Source organism: Hymenobacter setariae (genome assembly GCF_007713685.1).
Lineage (GTDB): Bacteria > Bacteroidota > Bacteroidia > Cytophagales > Hymenobacteraceae > Hymenobacter > Hymenobacter setariae.
Window position 1 is genome coordinate 62,272 of the sequence record NZ_VMRJ01000003.1, and the last position, 23,119, is coordinate 85,390.

A 23,119-nucleotide genomic window follows, 5' to 3' on the forward strand; every position below is an offset into this window, starting at 1 on the left:
TAGGGCAAAAAGTTTGCCCTAGGGTCGGCCAGTATGCGAGCGCGAAGGATACACTGGCGGCGGTACGGGCGGGGCCATCCAGATGTACCCATGCAGATTGGGCCGCCCACGTCCTGGCGCCGAGGCTAGGCGTAGTACGAGGGGTTGCGCCGGGTCGTAGGTGCGCCAATCGAGCGACCGGCGCATCATCTTGAAGGTAAAAGGAGCAGTGGCGACTTTAATAGTGAGTACGCCACCGCGCACGTGCTTCCACGCTGTCGGAAAGGTGAAAGCAAACTCACCTTGCTCGTTCGTGATAGCTCCGTACTTTGTGTCGTTGAGATAAAGCCAAAGCCGAGGTATTGGCACATTTAGCGAGTCATCCAGCACTACTCCGCTAACCGTAATCGTCTCGTACCTTGCCGCTGGAGTAGCGGTAGGTAACTGCGCCGCAGCACCATGCCACCCACATAGGGCCACGGCCACCAGCCCATGCCGTGCGCGGCCCCACCGCCCGGGGCTAGCACACGGTGACAACTGCCCGCCTAGGTCGTTAAAATGAGCCTTAGTAGCTGAAAGCATGGTAAGCTTAGTGGGTAGCCTTGATTAAGGCCGAAAAGGCCGCGTGAGCCAGTATTTGCTCCAGTTGAAAAAGCGCTTAGGGTGCCAGGGCCAGGGGCGCTTGCTCACTGTGCAGATGACAACTTCACCGCTTAGCATGCCCTTTACATCATTCTGTAGCGCTACTACTACCGCTTGGCTGCTAGCAGCCGGCACCATAAGCTGCTGGCCCACGTAGCCGATGTAGCGAATGTCGAGTTGCACCGAAGTCGCGCCAGTAGCTACGGTCAGGGTGAAATTTCCAGTGGCATCGGTCGAAGTACCGGTAGTAGTACCTGCCAGCAAGATAGTTACCCCTGGTAGTCCTTCGTGGGTGATGGAATCAGTGACCGTGCCTCGTATCACGAAGGGGCCACCAGGCTCCGTTAGGTTGGGGCTGAGGGATTGCTCGGCGGGCCGCAAGGGGCTGGGTGGTGCCACCGCCTGCCCGGCGCCTGTGGGGTAGGCTGCGGGCACTGGGCCCCCGTGGTAGTCACCTAGGGCCGATTGGGCGGCGGCTCGGCTGGCCCCTAGCATGCTGCCAGCAGCCAGCACCGCCCCGAGCCAGGCCCGCCAGCGCGAGGGCGGGGTGGGGGCTACCAGCGGCCGGCCAAGTTGGTCGGTGCGCACGCGGCCACAGGTGCCGCCGGCTGCCTGGCGGAGCACAGCCAGAATTTCGGCATCGGTTTTTTGAGTGAAATCCACCACTGTTTTTTGGCAGGCCGCGCAGTGGCGGCCCATCGCGGTGGGCGTCATGGCGGCCCAATTTTCGGCGCAGGGCTGCGGAATGCGAATAGCGGTAGAAGGCTGGGGCATAGCTCAGAAAGAAGGAACAGCTCTCTTCCCAGATGCCGGCCGGGCGCCGATTGCACACGGCCCCGCCGTAACTTGGCAGTTTGCTATTTTGCCGCTCCCATTTTTCTTGGCCAAATGCCCCCCACCAATCACTCGCTCTTCCGCCGCAAAACCATTGAGTCTATCCTAGCCAACCCGCCCGCCGATGCCGATGGCCACGGCGGCGGGGGCTTGGCTCGCCACCTCACCGTGCGCGACCTCACGGGCCTAGGCATCGCGGCTATCATCGGGGCCGGCATTTTTAGCACCATCGGGCAGGCCAGCCTCAATGGCGGGCCGGCCGTGTCACTGCTGTTTGTGTTCACGGCGGTGGCCTGCGCCTTTTCGGCGCTGTGCTACGCGCAGTTTGCGGCCACTATCCCGGTCAGCGGCTCGGCCTATACCTACGCCTACACTTCGTTTGGCGAGCTCGCGGCCTGGATTATCGGCTGGGCGCTCATCATGGAATACGCGGTGGGCAACATCGTAGTGGCCATTTCGTGGAGCGACTACTTCACCGGCTTGCTCGACGGGATAGGAATGCACATGCCTAGCTGGCTCACCACCGGCACCCAAAGTGCCTACAGCGGCTACGAGCAAGCGCTGGCTACCATGCAGGACGGTGGCAAGCTCACGGCCGCGCAAGAGGCTAGCTACGTGCTGTGGCAAAATGCTCCCAAGCTATTTGGTGATTTTCACCTGGTTATCGACCTGCCGGCCTTCCTCATTACCGTAGTTATCACGGCACTGGTGTACGTGGGCATCAAGGAAAGCAAGAACGCCAGCAACCTGCTAGTGCTCCTCAAGCTGGTGGTAGTGGCCGTAGTTATTGCCGTAGGCGTGTTCTACGTGAAGCCCGCCAACTGGTCGCCCTTCGCCCCCAATGGCATTGGCGGCGTGCTCAAAGGGGTGTCAGCGGTGTTCTTCGCATATATCGGCTTCGACGCCATCTCGACCACGGCCGAGGAGTGTAAAAATCCGCAGCGCGACCTGCCTAAGGCCATGATGTGGGCGCTCATTATTTGCACCGTACTCTACGTGCTTATTACGCTGGTGCTTACCGGAATGGTAAGTTACAAAGAGTTGGGCGTGGGCGACCCGCTCTCGTTCGTGTTTGCCAAGGTGGGCCTAGGGTGGTTTTCAGGCCTGGTAGCCGTGAGTGCCGTGTTTGCCATGGCCTCGGTGCTGCTGGTGTTTCAGCTGGGCCAGCCGCGCATCTGGCTCACCATGAGCCGCGATGGGCTGCTGCCGCCGCTGTTTGCTAAGGTGCATCCCAAGTTTCATACGCCCTCATTTAGCACCATTATCACGGGTATTTTCGTGGGCGTGCCAGCTCTGTTTTTAAATATTGACCTCGTGGTGGACCTCACCAGCATTGGTACGCTGTTCGCCTTTGCGCTGGTGTGCGGAGGTATTCTAATCCTTGACCCCTACGGCAAGTCTACGGCCCGCTTCACAGTGCCTTATATCAATGGCCGATGGCTGGTGCCGGTGCTGCTGCTCGTGGTAGCAGTGCTGGTGTACGTGTACAATGCCGACAGCAACCACGAACTGTGGCTCGACGTGAGCGGCGCGCGCGGCTGGCTGCGCGAAGACGAAACGGGTAAGATTACCGGTGGTTTTGCCCACCAGATTCCATACTTGGTGTTCATTTTGGCCACGCTGGCGCTGGCCGTGGTCACGTTCGTGCGCAGCCTGTCGCTGCTGCCCGTCCTAGGTCTGCTTATCAATCTCTACCTGATGACGCAGCTTGGCGTTCGTAACTGGGCCATGTTCTTCGCTTGGCTGCTCATTGGCCTGGGCATCTACTTCGGCTATGGCTACAAGCACTCGAAGCTAAACCGCCCGCCAGCAGCATAGGTGAAATCCTTGCTTTTGACGCTCAGCCTAGCCCTTGTTCCCTTGCTATTTGGCATCTGGGTGAATGGCACAGCTCCGCACCCGCCCACGCGGGCATATACCCCGACTCGCTGCACGCGCTACTGCGCAGCGCATGGCTGCCGCCACGCCACACGGGCCAATAGCCCGGCTTACTTTCAGTTGCGGCCTGTGTATGTGGCCACTGTTCGGGGGCTAATGCTGGGAGGAAAGGCGCGCTACGCAGCATTCAATATCGGCCTTTATCTAGGTTTGCTTCCGGCGTTACTGCTGTGGCTCACTTATGGTGTGTTGCACAATGCCAGCGTCATTCGGCGGCTTAAAAAGCAATGATGAGTACCCTGCTGTCTTCGTTGGCCCGCCTGGTTCACTTCGCATATTGGTACTGTTGCGACTTTATGGTGAACCTAGCTAATCTCACCCATACTAGCTATGATGAAGCTAATACTTGGGTATTGCTTTTACTCATTCCTGCGCTGCTGGCGGTGGGTATTGGGGTGCGGCTGGTGCAATGGTGGCAGTTGCGGCAACTGCGGCGGCAAATAAGAAAGCGAGCTTTCTAGCAAAGTCAATTTGAGCTTTTCAACAAAGTCAGCGGTTTTTGCTCGCCGGACCTTTGTCTTAAACTTAACCCCTTTAAGACATGGACAACGTATGGTTTATCACTGGTAGCTCGCGGGGCCTGGGCCGCAGCCTGACCTCTGCCGTGCTGGCCGCTGGCCAGCGCGTGGCCGCCACTGCCCGCCGCCCCGAGCAACTCGCCAACTTGGTGGCGCAGTACGGCGACCGCATTCTGCCGCTAGCCCTAGATGTCACAGACAAGGCGCAGATTAACAAAGCGGTAGCTGATGCCCTGGCGCACTTTAGTCGCCTCGATGTGGTGGTCAATAATGCTGGCTTTGGCATCACGGGGGCGGCCGAGGGCTACACCGACGAGCAGGTGCGCAGCCAGCTCGAAACCAACCTCTACGCTCCCATTGCCGTGACGCGGGCCGTGCTGCCACACCTGCGCCAGCAGCGTAGCGGGCACATTCTACAAATCAGTTCGGCGGGCGGGCGCGTCGGCAACCCCGGCGTGAGCATTTACCAAGCCGCTAAGTTTGGCATAGGTGGCTTTAGCGAGGCGCTGGCCCAGGAAGTGGCGCCACTAGGCATTCGCGTCACGTGCGTGGAGCCGGGCGGTTTTCGCACCGACTGGGCCGGCGAGTCAATGACCTTTGCCCCCGAAGTGCCGGGCTACGAAACTACCGTGGGGCCCCGCGTGGCCATGTTCCAAAACGGTACCTTCGAGCCCATGGGCGACCCCGATAAAGCCGCCCAAGTGCTGCTGGCGCTGGTCGAAAACCCCGAGCCGCCGCTGCACCTGCTGCTGGGTAGCGAGGCCGTCGCCATTGTAGAGCACGTGGAGAATGCCCGCCGCGCCGAGCTAGAGAAATGGCGGCCGGTGAGCGTATCGACCGACCGCGATGGCATCCCTAATTTTCTAGACACGGAGTTGGGCAAGGCGTATTTGCAGCGCCGCTAGCCGCGTTTCACTTGTCCACAGCCGGCCGGTTGCCCCTAGGTGGCCGGCCAGCTTGGCATTACATTCAAGCAATGCTCACCCGCTCAGAAGCACCCGCTCGGCCCCAAATTTTATATTCGTGCTACACCAACTACAGCCGCGAGGGCGAGCAGTTTGTGCCTGAGCACGTGTTTAGCTACCAGCTGGCGGGTACGCTACTGCTCGACGAGGGCAGCCAAACCCACGCGCTGGTGCCCGGCACATTTCGGTTTTTGCGACGCAACCACCTGGTGAAATTTCAGAAGCAGTTGCCCGCCGATGGCAGCGAATTTCGGTCGCTGTCAGTGTCGTTTAGCCAGGATATGCTGCGCGCCCTGGCCCAGGAGTACGGCTACCCAGCCGCGGCCCGCCAGCCGCCCGGCACCGCCGTGCTAGCCCTGCCCGACCACCCGCTGTATCAGAGCTACCTGGCCTCGCTGCGGCCCTACGAGCAGCTGGCGCTGCCCGACCACGCGGCGCTCCTGGCTCTGAAAGCGCGCGAGGCGGTGCTGGTACTGCTGCAAGTCAACCCCGAGTTGCGCGATGTGCTGTTTGACTTCAGCGAGCCCGGCAAGATTGACCTAGAGGCATTTATGCAAAAGAACTTTCGCTTTAATGTGGCTATCAGTCGCTTTGCCTATCTCACGGGCCGCAGCCTGGCCACCTTTAAGCGCGATTTTGAGCGGTTGTTTCGCACGTCGCCCAGTCGCTGGCTGGTGCAGCGGCGCTTGCAGGAGGCTTATTATCTGCTGAAAGAGAAAAGCAAAACTCCCTCGGAAGTGTACTTAGAAGTAGGTTTTGAGGACTTGTCGCACTTCTCGTTTGCTTTCAAGAAAGCCTACGGCGTTGCCCCGTCCAAGCTCCTAGGTGCATCCTGAGCCGTAAATAGCGGGCAAGTGGCCTACTTGGCCCGGTGAATGACAAACACGCCTACCAAAATAATGACCATGCCCAGCGCGTGCCACAGGTTAAAGGCCTCGCCGTCGAGCGCGCCCCAGCCCAGCGCCACTATCGGGATGAGATAAGTGCTAGATGAGGCAAACAGCGCCGTAGAGCGCTGGATGAGCATATTGAAGAGGACCGTGGCTACGGCCGTGCTCAGCGTAGCCAACAGGGCGATGTAGCCAAACGCAGTCCAGGCGCCCGGCACCGTGGCCAGCTTATGCACAAAACCGGTACCCAGGAGCAGGTAAGCCAGCGCTGGCCCACCGATGAGCAGCAGTAGCAGCGATGTGACCGCCACTGGCGTCATGGCGTGTAGGCGGTGCTTAATGACATTGACGCTGAGGCCATAGCCTACCGTAGCCGCCACAATGTAGAGGCCATACCAAGCATTGCCCGCGCCTCCGGCCGGGGTGGCCTCGTCGCCACCACTGCCGCCCAGTAGCATCAGCACTACCGTGCCCAGCAAGCCCAGCACGATGCCCAGCACGCGCAGCCCCGTGAGGCGCTGCCCAAATAGCAGCGCACCCATCAGCAGCACAAACACCGCCGTGAGGGCATTGAGCACGCCCGCTAGTCCCGAGGCCAGCCGCGTTTCGGCGTAGGCAAACAGGAACGCCGGAATGAGCGTGCCCACCGTGCCACTGAGGGCCAGCCACTTGAGCCGGCTGCGCTCGACGCGCCCTATTTCGCGCAGTGCAAAGGGGAGCAGCAGCGCCGCCGCTACGCTCACGCGCGTGGCGCCCAGCTCCATGGCCGAAAACACTACTAAGCCTTTCTTCATCAAGATGAAAGACGTGCCCCAAATCAGCGAGAGCACCAGCAGCAGGCCCCAGGCCGAGGGTGGGATGCCGGGCGCGGTCCGTGCCTCGGGCGTGGCTGCCACGGCGGGCGGCGCAGTGCTAGCAGCTGGTAAGGGTGAAAGTGAAAGGGGGGAGTGAGCGGACATGCGGCAAAAATACGCCTTGCCCAGGCGGGTGGCCCTGGCAGCTACCTAGGCAACCCGGCACCCGGAAGTAGAGTTAGGCTGCTAGTATGAAGCGCGTAATAAAATTTCTGCCGCTGGCCCTTCTGGTCTTAGCGGCTTGGGGAGCTGCGGCCCAAGCACCGCGTCCCGCCAGCCTGGCCCAGCAGTTGCGAGCTAGCCACTGGCAAAAGCGCGTGCTACTTGTGGGCGCCCCCACGGCTGACCAGGCCGACTTCCTGCAGCAGCAAAAGCTGCTCGCCACCGTGCCCAACCAGCTCCGGGAGCGTGATTTTGTGGTGCTAGCGCTGCCCTACGACCAGTTTTCGGCCGCCGACCGCCATTACTGGACGCAAGAGCTGAAGCAGCCGCTCACTAGCTTTGCGGCCGTGCTCATCGGCAAAGACGGCGGCGTGAAGCGCGTCGAAACCCAGCCGCTCGCGCCGGCCGACTTGTTCGGTACCGTCGATAAGATGCCCATGCGCCGGCAAGAGGCGCGGCGGACAAAAAAATAAAGCCACCCCAGCGGGCAGCTTTATTCCTAGGTGCTTCAAAAAAAGCTTACCCTACCAAGACAGCATCGCTGGCCGCGATTTCTTCCAGAATAGCGTACACCTGCTCGCCATTTTCGGCGTCGACTAGGCGGGTGCGCCACTGCTTGGCGCCTTCGAGGCCGCGGAAATAGTGCGCGTAGTGGCGGCGCATCTCGAAGATGCCAGCCTTAGGGCCTTTCCACTCCAGGCTCTTATCAAAGTGCATGCGGCACATGGCAATGCGCTCTTCCAGCGTGGGCGGGGCCAGCTTTTGACCCGTAGTCACGTAATGCTTCACTTCGCGGAAAATCCAAGGGTAGCCGATGGCCGCGCGGCCAATCATGACGCCATCTACGCCGTAGCGGGTCTTGTACTCAAGCGCCTTTTCGGGCGAGTCGATATCACCGTTGCCGAAAATCGGAATCTTAATGCGGGGGTTTTCCTTGATTTTGGCAATCAAGCGCCAATCGGCCTCGCCTTTGTAAAGCTGCACGCGGGTGCGGCCGTGCACTGTGAGGGCTTCGATGCCGACGTCTTGCAGGCGCTCGGCCACCTCTTCCACGTTCAGGGTGTCGTTGTCCCACCCTAGGCGGGTTTTCACGGTCACGGGCAGGGGCGTGTTCTTGACCACTGCGGCGGTCATGGCCACCATCTTCGGAATGTCGCGCAGCAATGCCGCGCCCGCGCCCCGCATGGCCACCTGCTTTACCGGGCAGCCATAGTTGATGTCGATAAGGTCGGGACCGGCTTCGGTGCTGATGGCCGCACATTCGCCCATCGTCTCCACGTCGGAGCCGAAGAGCTGGATGCCAATAGGCCGTTCGTAGTCAAACACATCAAGCTTCTGCCGGCTCTTAGCCGCTGCCCGTATCAAGCCCTCACTCGAAATAAACTCGGTGTACATGAGGTCGGCGCCATTGGCCTTGCACACGGCCCGAAACGGCGGGTCGCTCACGTCCTCCATCGGGGCCAGGAGCAGCGGAAAATCGGGCAGTTGGATATTGCGGATGTTGGGCACGGAAATAAGGTAGAATAAAGCGTTTGAGCGGCTTCTGCCCGCCCGAAGAATTTTTATTGCGCAAATTTACACCCCCTTGAACACCTTCGCCCTTATGAATGGTTTGCCTTCCCGCTCGCTGCATCCCCTTTTGCAAATTTTGCTGCTGGTGGGGCTAGCCGTGGCGGGGCTGTGCCTAGCCAGCTTGCTGGCGCTAGTGCTGGCTACTTCGGTGTTTGGGTTGTCGATGGCGCAGTTTGGCGAGTTGGCTACCACCCCCGAGCGCGTACCCAATGGCTGGGCCGTGTCGATGCTGCTGCAAGGCCTATCGCTGGCGGGCCTAGGTGCCGGGGCGGCTGTGTTGCCGCTAGTGCTGCGCACACGCACGCAGCCCGCCGAGCGCTATTTTGCCCCGCGCCCGTTGCGGCAAGCCTGGTGGCTGGGTGCCGCCGCGCTACTAATACTCGTGTCGGCGCCGATGCAGTCGGCGTTAGTATCGTGGAACGCCGAGGTGCATTTCCCCGCTTTCCTACGCGATTTTGAGCAGTGGGCCCGCGATAAGGAAGACCAGGCTGCCGCCCTCACGAAGTTTCTCACCGAGTTTACGACGTCTGCCCGTCTGCTAGTGGGGCTACTCGTGATAGCCGTAACCCCCGCCATTGCCGAAGAATTGGTGTTTCGAGGTGTCATTCAACGCAATTTGGTGCGATGGTTTAATTCCAAGCATGTGGGTGTGTGGCTCACGGCGGCTCTGTTTTCGGCCGCGCACTTGCAGTTTTTTGGATTTGTGCCGCGCTTTTTGCTAGGGCTCATCCTAGGGTATCTGTATGAGTGGAGCGGCAACATCTTGGTGCCGATGGCCGCGCACTTTACCCAAAATGCTTTTCAACTCCTCTTGCTTTATCTGGCGCAGGGCCGGCAGCTGCCCAGCTCCTTTGACCCCGACGCCAACCAGGCGCTGCCCTGGCCCGCGGTGTTGCTCTCAACCGTGCTCAGCGCCGCGCTGCTTTACACCTTGCACCAGCGCATGGCGGCTACCCCTCCGCTAGTAGCAGACCCCGACTCTACCTCTCCTTTGCGCTAACTTTCCTTTTCGCCGTTGAACCCAGCCATAGACTCCGCCCCTTCGCCCGACCCCCAGCCCAAAAAGGGACCTAGCAACCTACGCTTGCGTGCCATTTGGGGCGCTTTGGCGGCAGTGTTACTTGCTGGCTGCACATTCGGTGGACCTATCTCTTTCGCTGTGTTTTTTGCGGCGGTGCAGGCCGTGATACTCAAGGAGTTTTACCGCATCATGCGCGCTAGCGGCCACAAGCCCGCTTTTTGGATTGGGATTATCATCGGGCTGCTCGTTTTCGCAGCTATCAATTTCACGGTTGGCTACTCGTATTACACGCAGCTCTTTGGCTGGGCGAATGGCGAATCAGGCGCTTCGTTTATTGCTTCCGCCATACGGTCAGGGCTTTTCTGGCTGGGCGGATTGCTCGTAATGCTGGTGCTCTTGGTGCTACGCGAAGTGCTACTGTGGCCTGATAACAATCATCCATTCGTCAATATCGGCGCTACCATTACGGGCTTGCTGTATGTCAGCTTGCCTATGGCTTTATTGAGCCTCATTGCGTTTGGCTCGGGGCACTTTGAGCCGGGTCGTGTTTTTTGCCTTATTTTCTTTGTGTGGGCGGCCGACACGGGTGCCTACTTCGCGGGCAAAAACTTCGGTAAGCACAAGCTGGCTCCCCGCATCTCGCCCGGCAAAACCTGGGAAGGCTGGGCTGGCGGCGCCCTGCTGACGCTGGCCGTGGGCTGGGCCGCTGGTTATTTCTTGCCCGATATTCCGCTGAGCCACCGGCTAGTAGCCGCGGGTGTGGTGGCCGTTTTCGGCCCCCTAGGCGACCTGGCCGAGTCGATGCTGAAGCGTAGCGCTGGGGTCAAGGACTCGGGTACTTTCCTGCCTGGCCATGGTGGACTGCTCGACCGCTTCGACGCGTTTTTGTTGGTGCTGCCGGTGCTGGCGCTGCTGCAAGTACTGGCTGGGTAAGGAAGGTGGCGCGGACTTTGTAGGCGGCACGGTGGCTGGGAAAGCAAGCTTTGCAAAGTCCGCGCACCTACGGATATCGTACCTTTGCGGCGCTTTTTCGTAAAGCGCGTTTTATCTCCCTTCCCACCCACCCTCACCAATTTTTTCTCAGATGGCAGCCACCACTGTGTACAAAGAGCCCGCCCCCAAAGTAGGCCACACCGAAAACCCGCTTGAGTCCATGATGTCGCGCTTCAATGTTGCGGCTGAAATCCTGGGGCTCGACGATACCACTTACGAAGTACTAAAGGCGCCCGACAAGCAAGTAATTGTGAATCTGCCCGTGTCGATGGACGATGGCCACGTGCGCGTGTTTGAGGGTTACCGCGTGGTGCACAATACTATCCTAGGTCCGAGCAAGGGCGGTATTCGCTACGATAAGAACGTAAACCTCGACGAGGTAAAAGCCCTAGCGGCCTGGATGACCTGGAAGTGCGCCGTAGTTGATATCCCGTACGGCGGTGCCAAGGGCGGTATCATCTGCGACCCCAGCACCATGAGCGCCGGCGAGCTAGAGCGCCTGACCCGCGCCTATACCAACTCGATGAAGGATGTCTTCGGCCCCGACCGCGACATTCCGGCTCCCGACATGGGTACCGGCCCCCGCGAGATGGCCTGGATTATGGACGAATTTTCCAAGACCGTAGGCCAAACCTCTTCGGCCGTGGTAACGGGCAAGCCCCTCGTAATGGGCGGCTCCCTAGGTCGCACTGAGGCCACTGGCCGCGGCGTAATGGTATCGTGCCTAGCTGCCATGAGCAAGCTGGACATGGAAGTAGAAAATACATCGGTTGCCATTCAGGGCTTCGGCAATGTAGGCTCGTGGACGGCCAAGCTGATGTTTGACAAAGGCCTAAAGATTAAAGGTGTATCTGACATCTCGGGCGCGTACTGGAACGACAACGGCATCAATATCGACGAAGCGATTGCCTATAAAAACATGCACGCAGGCCGCCTCGATGGCTTCCCCGGTGCTACGCCGATGGACCCCAACGAACTCCTGACTTCGGAGGTTGATGTACTGGTACCCGCTGCCGTGGAAGATGTCATCACGGAGCACAACGCGCCATATATCAAAGCCAAGTTGATTGTGGAAGGTGCTAACGGCCCCACAGCTGCCTCAGCCGACCCTATTATCTACGGCAAAGGCATTTCGGTAGTGCCCGACATTCTGGCCAACTCGGGCGGCGTGACGGTGAGCTACTTCGAGTGGGTGCAGAACAAGCAAGGCTTTAAGTGGAGCCAAGACATGGTGACCGAGCGCGCCGACCGCATCATGACCGAGGCCTTCGAGAAGGTGTATGCCGTGAGCCAGAAATACAACTGCTCGCTTCGCATCGCTGCCTACGTGGTCGCCATCGACAAAGTAGCCCAGACCTATAAGTTCCGCGGCGGCTACTAAAGCCACGGAGTAGCACGGATTTTAAAAGGGGTTTCACGGATTTTGTGGACGACTTTGAGCAGGGCTCTGGCTTGCTGCTATTACCGGCAGCATTGCGTATAGCTTTGCCTGAGGTCGTCCACGATGCGTAATAACTAACCTTGGCAACTGTTGCCGTTAATTTGCGTGTTAACTGGATAAGTGACTCCGCGTCCGTGAAATCCGTGAAATCCTTTTAAAATCCGTGCTATTCCGTGATTAAGATACATAAAGAAGGCCGCCGCATCTTGTTCGTGACGCTGCTGGTGTTGCTGGCCCTCAACCTGCTGCTAAACCGTTATAATGGCCCCAACGTGGCCTTTAATCGCATTTTTGCGGGTATCTCGGTTATTGCGTTTCTCACGCTGCTTCAGTTTTTTCGCTCGCCTTTTCGCCGCTTGCTCACCCACGAAGACCTATTGCTGGCCCCAGCCGACGGCAAGGTGGTAGTAATTGAGGAAGTGTATGAGTCTGAGTATTTTGAGGATGCGCGCCGCCAGATAAGCGTATTTATGTCGCCCATCAATGTGCACATTACCCGCAACCCAGTGTCGGGCATTGTGCGCTACTTCAAGTATCACCCCGGCAAGTACCTGCTAGCCTGGCACCCCAAAAGCAGTACCGACAACGAGCGCACTACGGTGGTGGTGGAAAGCGATGCTGGCCCCCTGGTTCTGTTCCGGCAGATAGCCGGGGCCATGGCTCGCCGCATTGTGTGGTACGTGAACGAAGGCGATGAAGTAAGCCAGGGAGAAGAGTTTGGCTTTATCAAGTTCGGCTCGCGCGTCGATGTTTTCGTGCCTCTCGATGCAGATATCAAAGTAACCCTCGGCCAAAAAGTAAAAGGCGGGGAAACCGTACTGTGCCAATTAAAAGGTTAACCTGCTTCTAACATAAGAAAGCCGGTATTCTCCACCTGGAGAATACCGGCTTTCTTATGTTAGAAGCAGACTACGAACTTGTTAGCGCTGCTGCATTTGCTCCATTTGCTGCTTCAGCATTTGCGCAACAGTAGGGTTGAGCAAGAGCAGGTAAGCAAGGCTAAATTTCAGTAGCAAGCAGATACCTAGGGGCAGCAGCCAGTTGCGCGGCTGAAACTGGTAGGTGCCCACATAGCGCGGCCAAAACCACCAGATATAAGCCAAAATCAAAGGCAAGTCGAGCAGAAAGGCCATGAACGGCGAAAACAAATGCTGCGCCACCAGCAGCCGCAGTAGCAGCGCCTCGCCGATGAGGTAAAGCAGCACAAACGATACTAAGCCCAAGATGGCATTGCCACGCTTGCGCTTGTACATGTTGATACCTAGCAAAAACGCCCCCGCTACCACTGATACCACTGCCGAGATGACGACAATGCTCGCTGGCGAGTAAAGCGGAGTCAGTTCCTCTTCGGCAGTATCAGCGGTTGTTTCGCGAGCTGCTTGCGTAGCGGCAGCTTGCTGCTGTACGGTTGCCTCGAGGGTGGGGCGCAGGGTCGCATCTTCGGGCGCGGGCTGGCCCCGCCGCCGCAGCTCGTCGAGCGCCGCTAGCACGGCCTCCTCACGGTATTGGGCGTAGCCGACTACGTATTCGCGCAGGGCTGCATCGGGCTTGAGGGCCATTTTGGCCGCGTAGTCTTCCATAGGGTAATAAGCAATTGACAAGGAATGATGAGCCAATAGGAAGCTGGCGACTAGGCTGCTTGCTAAGCTCGGCTCACTGCTCCTTGTTAACTGTAAAATTGAGATAAGGCCGCGCCCGCCCGGCGCACCTCCTCAAACGAATTATAGAGTGGAACGGGTGCAAGGCGAATGACATTCGGCTCGCGCCAGTCGGCAATAATGCCTTGAGCAGCCAAATAATCGAATAGTTCGCGCCCGCGCTCGTGCACCAGCAGCGACAACTGGCAGCCCCGCTCGGCCGGGTTGGCCGGGGTTATTATCTCCAACTTGCTCTGGGGCAGCCCTATGTTTTTAATTAGAAACTCGAGGTAGCCCGTGAGCTTTTCACTCTTGGCGCGCAGCACTTCCATGCCGCCCGCCTGCTCAAAAAGGTCAACACTGGCGTCGTAGATGGCCAGCGTAATAATCTGACCATTGGAAAGCTGCCAGCCCGCCGCACCCGGCATAGGCTGGAAACCCTTTTTCATCTGGAAGCGCGCGGCCTGGTCATGGCCCCACCAGCCGGCCAGCCGCACCAGGTCGGGTCGGTGGGCAAAGCGCTCGTGCACAAAAATGCCCGACGAGCCGCCGGGGCCCGAGTTGAGGTACTTGTAGTTGCACCAGCAGGCAAAATCCACATCCCAGTCGTGCAGGTGCAGCACGACGTTGCCGGCCGCATGAGCTAGGTCGAAACCCACGGTGGCGCCCACCGCATGCCCCGCCCGCGTGATGGCCGCTATGTCAAACACCTGCCCGGTGTAATAATTAATGCCCCCAAACAGCACCGTGGCCAGCGAGTCGCCAAGCTCAGCTATTTTGGCCTCGATGTCTTCGGTGCGCAGTGTGTGCTCGCCAGACCTAGGAGCGATTTCGACGATGACATCGTCGGGATTGAGATTGTGCAGGCGGGCCTGGCTTTCCAAGGCGTATTGGTCGGAGGGGAAAGCGCCGGCCTCCATCAGCACCTTGTAGCGGGTGGCAGTGGGGCGGTAAAACGTGACCAGTAGCAGGTGCAGGTTCACAGTCAGCGTGTTCATGACCACCACTTCATCGGGTCGGGCGCCTACCACATGAGCCGTGGCCTCAGCTAGCGTCTCGTGGTAGGTCAGCCAGGGCCGACTGCCGGTGAAGTGGCCTTCTACGGCGCGCTCTTCCCAGGCCTTAAACTCGCGCTCGGCCGCAGTGCGGGCCGCTTTAGGCAGCAGGCCCAGCGAGTTGCCGCAGAAATAAGCCACCGGCTGCCCATCGGGGCCGGGCGGAAAGTGAAATTCTTGCCGGAAGCGGGCGAGCGGGTCGGCCGCATCTTGGGCAGCGGCAAAGGCGGGAGAAGCGTCGTAGGTCATGTAAATAAGGAGCGCGGACCCAACGAGCCCGCGCAATCACTAACGAGAATAAGCGGCCTTAGGGCCCGCCCTAGGTTACATTTTTTCGAAAACCATGGCTACGCCCTGGCCTACGCCCACGCACATGGTAGCTAGGCCGTAGCGCACGCCCTCGCGGCGCTGCATCTCGTGCACCAGTGTAGCCACGATGCGCGCACCGCTCGACCCGAGGGGGTGACCCATGGCAATGGAGCCGCCGTTCACGTTCACCTTAGCCACGTCGAGGCCCAGCTCCCGAATAACGGCTACGCTCTGCGAAGCAAAGGCTTCGTTGAGCTCGATGAGGTCCATGTCACCTAGAGACAGCCCCGCGCGCTCCAGCGCCTTGCGCGTAGCCGGCACCGGGCCCATGCCCATAATGGCTGGGTCAACGCCTGCCACGGCCGACGAAATAATGCGGGCCAATGGTTTGAGGTTAAAGCGCTGCAGTGCGTCTTCGCTTACTAGCAGTGCCGCTGCGGCGCCGTCATTGATACCAGCGGCATTACCGGCCGTCACAGTGCCGCCATCGGGCTGGAAGGCAGGCTTAAGGGTGGCCAGCTTTTCGAGGGTCGACACGCGGGGCTGCTCATCGGTGTCAAACAGCGCGGCGTCGCCCTTAGGCTGGGGTACGAACACCGGCACCAGCTCCTTGCGGAAGCGACCTTTTTCGGCCGCGCGGTGGTATTTGCGCTGGCTTTCGAAGGCAAAAGCGTCCTGGTCTTCGCGGCTGATATTAAACTGCCGGGCTACGTTCTCGGCCGTGTGGCCCATGGTATAAGGGAAGAACTGCTTAGCCAAGCGCTGGTTTACAAAGCGCCACCCTAGGGTGGTGTCGTGGGCCGTAAAGTCGCGGGCAAAAGCGGTTTCCGACTTAGCCATGACGAACGGTGCGCGGGTCATGCTTTCGGCGCCACCGGCCAGGTACACGTCGCCCTCACCGGCCTTGATGGCGCGAGCGGCGTCCATGATGCTTTGCAGGCCGCTGGCGCACAAACGATTGACTGTAACGCCGGGCACGGTGACGGGCAAGCCCGCTAGGAGCGCCGCCATACGGGCTACGTTGCGGTTGTCTTCACCGCTTTGGTTGGCGGCGCCAATAATTACATCTTCGACGGCACTTTTATCGAGGCCAGGGTTGCGACGGAGCAACTCGCGCAGCACGAGGGCCGCCAAATCGTCGGGGCGGACGCTGCTGAGCGAGCCGCCAAATTTTCCAATCGGGGTGCGCACGGCATCCACGATATACGCATTGGGCATTCTGGGTAGCGTTGAGGCAGAGCGAGTCCGCCGGTTGAGGGCTAATTTTGGCCTGGCCGCGCAGCATCGCCGTCGGCCGTTTTTCACAACCACAAAGATGATACAAAGAATCCAAAGCGTGTTTTTACTCTTGCTGGCCTTGTGCATGCTGAGTATGCTGGCGCTGCCGCTGTGGCACAAGGTCGATGGCCTTACGCATCAAGAACTTACGATGAACGCCTTCGGCTTCGACGCCGTCGGGATGCCAACGCCCAAGGGCCTAGGTCCCGTTTTTCTGATTGCTTCGGCTGCTATTGCTTCGGCACTTGTTGCCGTGCGCGAAATTTTTCTGTTCCGCAATCGCTTCGGCCAGCTCAAGCTGGGCATGCTAAACCTGCTGCTCATCGTGGCTACGTTTGGCCTGCAGTTTTATTTCTCCAACAAAGGTGAGGCCCTACTCAATCCTAAGCTAGAAGGCCAGTTTGAGCCTGCTTTCTATCTGCCTACCCTGGCCCTGATGCTGAACCTGCTCGCCAACCGCTTCATCCGGCGCGACGAGCAGCTAGTACGCAGCGCCGACCGCCTGCGGTAAGTAATGTGGGTACTGGATAATAGAAGTAACAATTGATTATCCATACTAAAAGGCCCCGGTAGCTGCGCGCTGCCGGGGCCTTCTGTTTTTGCTATAGTTAATTCTGCGGTAAGCCTAGGGCTTGTTGCACCTCCCTAATACTCGTTGGGTAGCGCAGCACATCATACACGCGGTAGAAATTTTGGGGGTCGCTAAGGTGAGCGTAGCCGTACTCAGCCAATTCGATGCGCGATTTATCAAAGGACAGCGTGCTGATGAGCTGCGCTAGCTCGTCGGCGCGCACAGCACTTTGGGCCAGGGCCTGCTTCACGATGGGCAGGCGCGCATCGTCAAACGAGCGGTTGCGCAGGGCCTGGGTCAGGTCTGCCACCTCGGCGGGCGCTAGGGGCTGCAGGTAGCTGCCAGCGGCCGAGCCGGGGTAATAGTTGCCATTGGGCGCACTGGGTGCGCCACCCGGATTGTAGCCACCAGGGTAGCCGGGGGCAGGTGCGCCATTATTTCCATAGCTGCCACCGTTGCGTGGGTCGTTGCCATAGGGAGGGCCGGCAGGTGGGCTATAGTCGTTGTCCTCGTCATAATTGCCGGGAGTGTTATAGGGGGCGGGGCCCTGCTGCGGCGCGGGGTACCCTTGTGGGTAACTACCAGGGTAGCTGCCCTGGGGGCCATAGACCGGCCGGCCCAGCGGCACGGCACCTAGCTGGCGCAACTGCGGCCCGTAGCCAGGGCGCAGCACAAGTACATAATTGGTTTCGAGGCCTGGCTGCAGCCACACGGCGGTGCGAAAGCGCAACGGCGGCCCGTAGCGCGTGGGCACGCTAAAGTCGGCCCAGTGCTGGCCCGGCACTAGGCGGGCCACGCGCACCTGCCGGGCTACCGGCCGCGTGAGGGGCTGGCCATCTAGCGCCAAACCAAAGACCTGGCCCCGCTCCGAAACGAATGTGGCGCCGGCAGGTGGCGCGGGCGGGGCGGCGATAGCCGGGGTGCCAGCCACCCAGGCTAGCAGTGTAGCGGCCACAAGCGTAAAGAGCGTTTTCATACTAAAAGAGGAGGAAGGCCGGCGAGGTGTTTCGGAGGCGTGCACTAGCTAAATCCAAATGGCGTGCCAACAAAAAAGGCCCCCGCAGTGCGGGGGCCTAGGTCTTGCCAGAAGGCGGTTACTTATCGATGCGTGTCACCTTAAACTCGGTGCGGCGGTTGCGCTGGTAGTCGGCTTCCGACTTGGGGTCTTTCACGATAGGGCGAGTTTCGCCGTAGCCCTTAGCCGTGATGCGGCTCTTAGCTATGCCTTTGCTCACGATGTAGGCCACGGCCGATTCGGCCCGTTGCTGCGACAGCTTGAGGTTGTAGGCGTCTTTACCGCGCTGGTCGGTGTGCGAGCTTAGCTCGATGTTAATCTTGGGATTATCCTGCAAGGTTTGCACCAGCGTATCGAGGCGCACGGCAGCATCGGGGCGGATGGCGTACTTATCGTAGTCGTAGAAAATGTCTTTGACTTCGATGGCCTTGTTGACAATAATCTTGTTAAGCGTCAGGGTAATCGGCAATCGAATATCTGTCTGCGGCTGCGTTAGCGACTCTTGGGTAGGGTAGCGGCCCACGGTGCTCAACGAGCCCCGCGCTGTGAAGTCGCCCGGCCGGTCAGTAAATAGTGCATAGCTCTGCGCCGAGTCGAGCTTGATGCTGAACTTGCCATCAGCACCGGTAGGCACATCCTGCTTGCGGCCACGGCCGTCGGTGATAGTCACCGTTTCGCCCGGTATCGGCGTAGTCGTTTTGGCCTTGTCGTCGCGCTCCACCACGGTCACGTCAGCGTAGAAGGTCACCACTTTGCGCGGGTTCTTCTTGAACGTGTACAGGTCGTCGGAGCCCTTGCCTCCCTCACGGTTTGAGGAGAAGATACCTAGGTCGGGGCCGGTGAAGAAGGGCGCAAAGTCATCGCCCGCCGAGTTCACGCCCGCGCCTAGGTTGGTCACCTTGCCGCCCTGGTACTTAAAGATATCAAGCTTGCCGAAGCCCGGGTGTCCATCGGAGGAGAAGTACAGCGTACCGTCGGGCGCAATACCAGGAAAGTTGTCGTTGCCTACAGTATTTACTTGGTCACCTAGGTTCTCGGCGGGCGAGAAGCGGCCGTTGGCTCCTAGGGTGGCCTTGTACAAGTCATTGCCCCCTAGGCCGCTTTTGCGAGCCGAGGAAAAATAAAGCGTAGTACCATCGGGCGCAAAAGCGGGCGCAAAGTCGTCGGCCGTGCGGTCGTTGATATTAGCCAAAATGGGCGTAGTCCAGGCGCCATCGCGGAAGTAGGAAATCCACAAATCGACGCTGCGGTAGCCTTTCTTAGAGCCATCGTTCGAGCGCGCAAAGACCATCGTCTTGCCATCGGGCGTGTAAGTGGCGCTGGCTTGATGCTCTTTGGTATTGTTGAAGATAGGCTCGAGCTTGCGGGCAGTGCCGCCGGTCATGGCCGTGGGGTCGTCGAACTTCTGGGCGTAGAGCGACAGAAACTTCTCCCCATTGCCTAGGTAGGTTTTGCCGTCGCGCCCCGAGGCAAATACCAACTCGCCGCTGCTGGGCATGCGCGAGGCCGAGAAGTCAGCATCGGGCGTGTTCAGCGCATCAAGCGGTTTCACGTCGTAGCTAGCGGCCGTGCCTACTAGCGCCTTGCTGGCCGTGGCACTCCGGGCAGAGGCTTCGGCGCGGGCACCTAGGGTGCGGTTGGTACCGTTTTGGGCGTACGCTGTGAATTGCTTGGCAGCTTCGTCAAACTTGCCATTAGCCTTCAGCGCCTCAGCGTAGCGAAAGGCTAGGTCGGCATTGCGTAGCCCCCCATCGAGGGCCGCTTTGTAAAAAGGCTCGGCTTGGTCGAGGCGGTTGGAGAGGCGGTAAGCTTCGCCGATGCGAAAGTTGGCGCTGGCGGCGCCTTTGCCCTTGGCTACATCAGCCTTGTAAAGGGCAATGGCTGGCTCATATTCGCCCCGCGCAAAGCGCTTGTCGGCCTTGCTCATGCTGCCCGAGGTGGCGCAACTGCCGAGCAAAACTACCGCGCTAGCCGCCGCTCCAATAACTGAAAAACTACGCATTGACGAATAAGTAATTAGAAAAGCCATGCAGCCGGAATGGGCGAGAGTATAATTTAGTAGGCAATAATACAACGCACTAGAGCAGCCAAATAGTCTACCTAAGAAGGCTGCTGCTGGAAATAGGAAGCCAGCCAAGTCTGGCCGGCCGGGGCAGGCCAGCTAGTAGTGAGCTCGTCCTTGGTAGTCAAGGTGTTGTTAAAGTAAGGCGTGTCGGCGGTTATTTGGCCAGCAGTAATAGCATCGCGCAGTTCGCGCCGATTAAGCAGCTGCAACTGGCCTTCGGTAAGAAAAGCCATCCGCGACTTCTCCAACAAGTCTATGCCTAGGTGTTGTTCCAGCTCGCGCACAAAACGCACCGAGGCATCAATTGAGCAGCCGCTGGCGCCGGCCACGGCCTCATCCAGCCCAATCACCAAAAACTGCCGGTGCAGAAACTGCGCTGAGGCCGCTAGCTGCTGGCCGTGGCTGGTCCACTCCTCGGCAAAGGCGGCGAGGCGCGGCAGCACCTGCACTAGCTCGGCCTCATCGAGCGGGCGGCTGGCCTGGTAAATCCACACGCGGGCCCGAGGGGGTAGATGGTCAAAAGCTACATACATAACCGCAGAGTTAATGGATTCAACGGATTGCGCGGCTACGCCTCTGGCGTGGCTGACTATTTTTCTACTTCTGTGAAGGCGAACTAAGGTACCAGCGCGCGCCTTGATAACGGCTAGTTCTATTGCTAGCCGCAAAAGTAGCCTTGAAGGTAAAGGGTTGTGACCTGTACCCAGAAATGTCAGTCAGCTCAGCTAAAAGCGTAGCCGCGCAATCTGTTAAATCTACGGTCCTAGGCGTTGATGCCCTCAGCGCTGGCAATCAGCTCAGCTAAGTCAAATACTTGCACCGCGCTTTCCTGCTCCTTGTTCTTCACGCCATCACTCATCATGGTCATGCAGAAGGGGCAACTCACCGCAATGATGGCGCCCTGCAGGCTATGCTCGCTCGGGGCGGTGCGCTCGGTTTCGACGCCGCGCAGGTTGTCTAGCGCCGCAGCTTGTCCACTGAGGGTAGCTAGGGCCTCCTCGGTGCGCTCGATGTTGATGTCCTTCTTGCCGGGCTCGGGCTCTTTCCACATTTGGGCACCGCCTGCGCCGCAGCATAGACCATTAGCGCGGCTGCGCTTCATCTCTACCAGGTCAGCATCGAGGGCCGCCAGCACGTCGCGTGGGGCTTCATAGATGTTGTTGGCGCGCCCTAGGTAGCAGCTGTCATGGAACGTGATGCGACGTCCCTGAAAACTCTCACCACCCTTCACCGCTACTTTGCCCTCGTTGATGAGCTGCTGCAGGTAGGTGCTGTGGTGAATAACCTCGTACTCACCACCTAGGGCGGGGTACTCATTCTTAATCGTGTTGAAGCAATGGGGGCAGGCCGTCACGATTTTCTTAATGCCGTAGCCATTCATCGTGGTGATGTTTTGCATGGCCTGCATCTGAAACAGAAACTCGTTGCCAGCACGTTTGGCGGGGTCGCCGGTGCAGCTTTCTTCTAGGCCCAGCACGGCGTAGTCGGTACCCACGTGCTCCAGGATGCGGGCAAAGGCGCGAGTCACGCGCTTGTAGCGGTCGTCGAAAGCCCCGGCGCAGCCCACCCAAAACAGGATTTCGGGCGTCTTGCCCTGCGCCGCGAGGTCGGCCACGGTGGGCACGGTGAGCTGGCGCTTGGCAGGGGCAGCGGGGGAGGAGGTAGGCGTCATAAAACTATAGGATGCTATAAATCAAAAAAACTATACAGTCGCTTTCTCTGCCACGTAGAGGTCATCGGCCCAGTTGAGGCGGTCGGAGGGTGAGAAAGCCCACGGCGCGCCATTGTTCTCAATGTTCGAGAACATAATGTTGAGCGAGTTAGGTGCGGCCGATTCTTCGAGCACTAAGAAGCGGCGCATCTCCACAATGCTTTCCAGCGGATTGATGTTCACCGGGCAGCTTTCCACGCAGGCGTTGCAGGTGGTGCAGGCCCACAGCTCTTCGGGCGTCACTTTACCGCGCAGCAGCGTGGCATTGGCGAGGTCGGTAATGGGCTCGTGCTTGGCTTCCTCGCCGTACACGTTGGGGTGGAAGATGAGCGGCGAGTTGTACTTCTCCTCGACCCGGTCGCGGGTATCCATGATGATTTTACGCGGCGACAGCAGCTTGCCCGTCAGGTTGGCGGGGCACACCGAGGTGCAGCGCCCGCACTCGGTGCACGAGTATGCCTGCATCAGGTTGGTCCAGGCCAAGTCCTCCACGTCCTTCACGCCAAACGGCGTAGGCGCTAGGGCCGAGCCATCAGGGCCCACAGGCGGGGCAGGTACTTCGTAGCTGGGGTCCATCATCGCTTTCACCTCGTGGGTGATGCTCTCCACATTGGAGAACTGCCCTTGCGGCACCAGGCGCGAGTACCACACATTAGGGAACGCCATGATGATGTGGAAGTGCTTGGAGCTAGGCAGGTAGTTGAGGAACAATAAAATGCCAATGATATGAATCCACCAGCCGGTGCGCTCCAATACTTCCAGGGCCGTTTCGCTGCCGGCTGGCAATAGGCCCGCCAAAAACCGGCTTACTGGGAAGGTACCTGGCAGCTCTTCGCGCCGTAGCTCGTGCAGTCGAATGTCAGCAGCATTCATGAAGAGCAGCGCCACCATGAGGGCTACCTCGATGTAGAGAATGATGTTGGCGTCGAGCTTGGGCCACATGCGCAGCTCAGGCCCGGTGAAGCGCCGTACCGGCGGGTTGTGGTTGCGGCGCCACCAGAAGGCTGCTACTGCCACTATTACAAGCACCGCCAGCAGCTCATTAGTTGCCATCATCACGTCGTAGACCGGACCTAGGAAGCGCAGCACGCGGTGCGTACCAAACAGGCCATCAATGATAATTTCAATCACCTCAACGTTGATGACCAAAAAGCTCACGTAGACTACTAGGTGTAGTAGGGCCGGCGTGAGGCGCTTAAACATTTTTTGCTGGCCAAAGGCGACGAGCAGTGTTTTGTTGAAGCGCTCGGAGAAGTGGCCGCTCATGTCCCGGTCGCGGCCAACCAGGATGTTAGCCCTGATTTTGCGCACCTGCCAGGTAAACAGGCCAAACGCTGCCAGTAGCAGCAGCGCGAAAAGGATGGGTTGCAACATGAAGTAAAGGTAAGCTAGCGGGGTGGGATGAGGCTGCAATTTAGTAGGCATGACGACTACTTTCGTGGGTGCAAACAGCCAGGTTGAAAAATTTATTACGCAAAAACTTGCGTCGTAACCATTCTAGCGTACCTTTGCGCTCCCAAGCCGCTCAGGTGGTCTACGGAAAACCCCGGCAACATAGCTCAGTTGGTAGAGCACAGCACTGAAAATGCTGGTGTCGTTGGTTCGATTCCAACTGTTGCCACAAAAGCCCCACTGTAAGCAGTGGGGCTTTTTCGTGTGCCTAGGGCGC

General features: G+C 59.2%; 22 protein-coding genes and 1 tRNA gene. 11 read left to right on the top strand and 12 right to left on the bottom strand.

Annotated features, from left to right (window positions below; all coding sequences use genetic code 11):
* Window positions 1-18 precede the first annotated feature (18 nt).
* The gene (locus FNT36_RS11325) at window positions 19-561 is read right to left on the bottom strand and encodes a carboxypeptidase-like regulatory domain-containing protein (RefSeq protein ID WP_144847629.1); all 543 of its coding nucleotides are present in this window, start codon (window positions 559-561) and stop codon (window positions 19-21) included.
* A 24-nt stretch (window positions 562-585) separates the two neighbouring features.
* Complete coding sequence (locus FNT36_RS11330; protein WP_233635847.1) at window positions 586-1,395, bottom strand: carboxypeptidase-like regulatory domain-containing protein; 810 nt, start codon at window positions 1,393-1,395, stop codon at window positions 586-588.
* 114 nt (window positions 1,396-1,509) lie between these two features.
* On the opposite strand from FNT36_RS11330, the gene FNT36_RS11335 reads away from it, so the two are divergent.
* From FNT36_RS11335 to FNT36_RS11350, 4 genes are all read left to right on the top strand, one after another.
* The gene (locus FNT36_RS11335; protein ID WP_144847631.1) at window positions 1,510-3,273 is read left to right on the top strand and encodes an amino acid permease; all 1,764 of its coding nucleotides are present in this window, start codon (window positions 1,510-1,512) and stop codon (window positions 3,271-3,273) included.
* A gap of 15 nt (window positions 3,274-3,288) precedes the next feature.
* Entirely contained in the window at window positions 3,289-3,624 is a 336-nt protein-coding gene (locus FNT36_RS11340; protein ID WP_144847633.1) for a hypothetical protein, read from the top strand.
* 310 nt (window positions 3,625-3,934) lie between these two features.
* On the top strand, window positions 3,935-4,816 hold the full coding sequence (locus tag FNT36_RS11345; RefSeq protein WP_144847635.1) for an SDR family oxidoreductase: 882 nt from the start codon (window positions 3,935-3,937) through the stop codon (window positions 4,814-4,816).
* Between the two features lie 71 nt (window positions 4,817-4,887).
* Entirely contained in the window at window positions 4,888-5,712 is an 825-nt protein-coding gene (locus tag FNT36_RS11350; RefSeq protein WP_144847637.1) for an AraC family transcriptional regulator, read from the top strand.
* 23 nt (window positions 5,713-5,735) lie between these two features.
* Here the strand turns inward: FNT36_RS11350 and FNT36_RS11355 are convergent, their stop codons facing one another.
* On the bottom strand, window positions 5,736-6,725 hold the full coding sequence (locus FNT36_RS11355) for a DMT family transporter (protein WP_144847639.1): 990 nt from the start codon (window positions 6,723-6,725) through the stop codon (window positions 5,736-5,738).
* An 86-nt stretch (window positions 6,726-6,811) separates the two neighbouring features.
* On the opposite strand from FNT36_RS11355, the gene FNT36_RS11360 reads away from it, so the two are divergent.
* Window positions 6,812-7,255, top strand: coding sequence for a DUF4174 domain-containing protein (locus FNT36_RS11360; RefSeq protein ID WP_144847641.1), 444 nt, complete (start codon window positions 6,812-6,814; stop codon window positions 7,253-7,255).
* Between the two features lie 46 nt (window positions 7,256-7,301).
* Here the strand turns inward: FNT36_RS11360 and dusB are convergent, their stop codons facing one another.
* Complete coding sequence (gene dusB, locus FNT36_RS11365) at window positions 7,302-8,291, bottom strand: tRNA dihydrouridine synthase DusB (protein WP_144847643.1); 990 nt, start codon at window positions 8,289-8,291, stop codon at window positions 7,302-7,304.
* A 130-nt stretch (window positions 8,292-8,421) separates the two neighbouring features.
* On the opposite strand from dusB, the gene FNT36_RS11370 reads away from it, so the two are divergent.
* The 4 genes from FNT36_RS11370 (at window position 8,422) to FNT36_RS11385 (ending at window position 12,648) form a co-directional block, all read left to right on the top strand.
* On the top strand, window positions 8,422-9,354 hold the full coding sequence (locus tag FNT36_RS11370) for a CPBP family intramembrane glutamic endopeptidase (protein ID WP_233635848.1): 933 nt from the start codon (window positions 8,422-8,424) through the stop codon (window positions 9,352-9,354).
* 15 nt (window positions 9,355-9,369) lie between these two features.
* Complete coding sequence (locus FNT36_RS11375) at window positions 9,370-10,308, top strand: phosphatidate cytidylyltransferase (RefSeq protein WP_144847647.1); 939 nt, start codon at window positions 9,370-9,372, stop codon at window positions 10,306-10,308.
* 151 nt (window positions 10,309-10,459) lie between these two features.
* Window positions 10,460-11,749 (top strand): Glu/Leu/Phe/Val family dehydrogenase, encoded by a 1,290-nt coding sequence (locus FNT36_RS11380; RefSeq protein WP_144847649.1) that lies wholly within the window; start codon window positions 10,460-10,462, stop codon window positions 11,747-11,749.
* Window positions 11,750-11,985: 236 nt separating this feature from the next.
* The gene (locus FNT36_RS11385) at window positions 11,986-12,648 is read left to right on the top strand and encodes a phosphatidylserine decarboxylase family protein (protein ID WP_144849209.1); all 663 of its coding nucleotides are present in this window, start codon (window positions 11,986-11,988) and stop codon (window positions 12,646-12,648) included.
* A gap of 81 nt (window positions 12,649-12,729) precedes the next feature.
* Here the strand turns inward: FNT36_RS11385 and FNT36_RS11390 are convergent, their stop codons facing one another.
* The 3 genes from FNT36_RS11390 to FNT36_RS11400 form a co-directional block, all read right to left on the bottom strand.
* Window positions 12,730-13,389, bottom strand: a complete 660-nt coding sequence (locus tag FNT36_RS11390) for a hypothetical protein (protein ID WP_144847651.1) — start codon at window positions 13,387-13,389, stop codon at window positions 12,730-12,732.
* Window positions 13,390-13,475: 86 nt separating this feature from the next.
* Window positions 13,476-14,750 carry a kynureninase gene (kynU, locus tag FNT36_RS11395; protein ID WP_144847653.1) on the bottom strand — a complete coding sequence of 425 codons (1,275 nt, stop codon included), beginning with the start codon at window positions 14,748-14,750 and terminating at the stop codon, window positions 13,476-13,478.
* A gap of 75 nt (window positions 14,751-14,825) precedes the next feature.
* Window positions 14,826-16,028, bottom strand: a complete 1,203-nt coding sequence (locus tag FNT36_RS11400; RefSeq protein WP_144847655.1) for a thiolase family protein — start codon at window positions 16,026-16,028, stop codon at window positions 14,826-14,828.
* 97 nt (window positions 16,029-16,125) lie between these two features.
* On the opposite strand from FNT36_RS11400, the gene FNT36_RS11405 reads away from it, so the two are divergent.
* The gene (locus tag FNT36_RS11405; RefSeq protein WP_144847657.1) at window positions 16,126-16,599 is read left to right on the top strand and encodes a DUF4293 family protein; all 474 of its coding nucleotides are present in this window, start codon (window positions 16,126-16,128) and stop codon (window positions 16,597-16,599) included.
* Window positions 16,600-16,696: 97 nt separating this feature from the next.
* On the opposite strand, the gene FNT36_RS11410 is transcribed toward FNT36_RS11405, so the two are convergent.
* The 5 genes from FNT36_RS11410 to FNT36_RS11430 all read right to left on the bottom strand — a co-directional run bounded on the left by FNT36_RS11410 (window position 16,697) and on the right by FNT36_RS11430 (window position 22,824).
* A complete protein-coding gene (locus FNT36_RS11410) occupies window positions 16,697-17,635 on the bottom strand; it encodes a DUF4476 domain-containing protein (protein ID WP_144847659.1) in 939 nt (312 codons plus the stop codon).
* 118 nt (window positions 17,636-17,753) lie between these two features.
* Window positions 17,754-19,676: an OmpA family protein gene (locus FNT36_RS11415; protein WP_144847661.1), complete on the bottom strand. Its 1,923-nt coding sequence runs from the start codon at window positions 19,674-19,676 to the stop codon at window positions 17,754-17,756.
* A gap of 98 nt (window positions 19,677-19,774) precedes the next feature.
* Window positions 19,775-20,272, bottom strand: coding sequence for a hypothetical protein (locus FNT36_RS11420; protein ID WP_144847663.1), 498 nt, complete (start codon window positions 20,270-20,272; stop codon window positions 19,775-19,777).
* A gap of 230 nt (window positions 20,273-20,502) precedes the next feature.
* Window positions 20,503-21,411, bottom strand: a complete 909-nt coding sequence (locus FNT36_RS11425; RefSeq protein ID WP_144847665.1) for a (Fe-S)-binding protein — start codon at window positions 21,409-21,411, stop codon at window positions 20,503-20,505.
* Window positions 21,412-21,441: 30 nt separating this feature from the next.
* Entirely contained in the window at window positions 21,442-22,824 is a 1,383-nt protein-coding gene (locus FNT36_RS11430; protein ID WP_144847667.1) for a (Fe-S)-binding protein, read from the bottom strand.
* Window positions 22,825-22,998: 174 nt separating this feature from the next.
* Between FNT36_RS11430 and FNT36_RS11435 the strand changes: the two genes are divergently transcribed.
* A tRNA-Phe gene (locus tag FNT36_RS11435) sits at window positions 22,999-23,071 on the top strand.
* Window positions 23,072-23,119 lie beyond the last annotated feature (48 nt).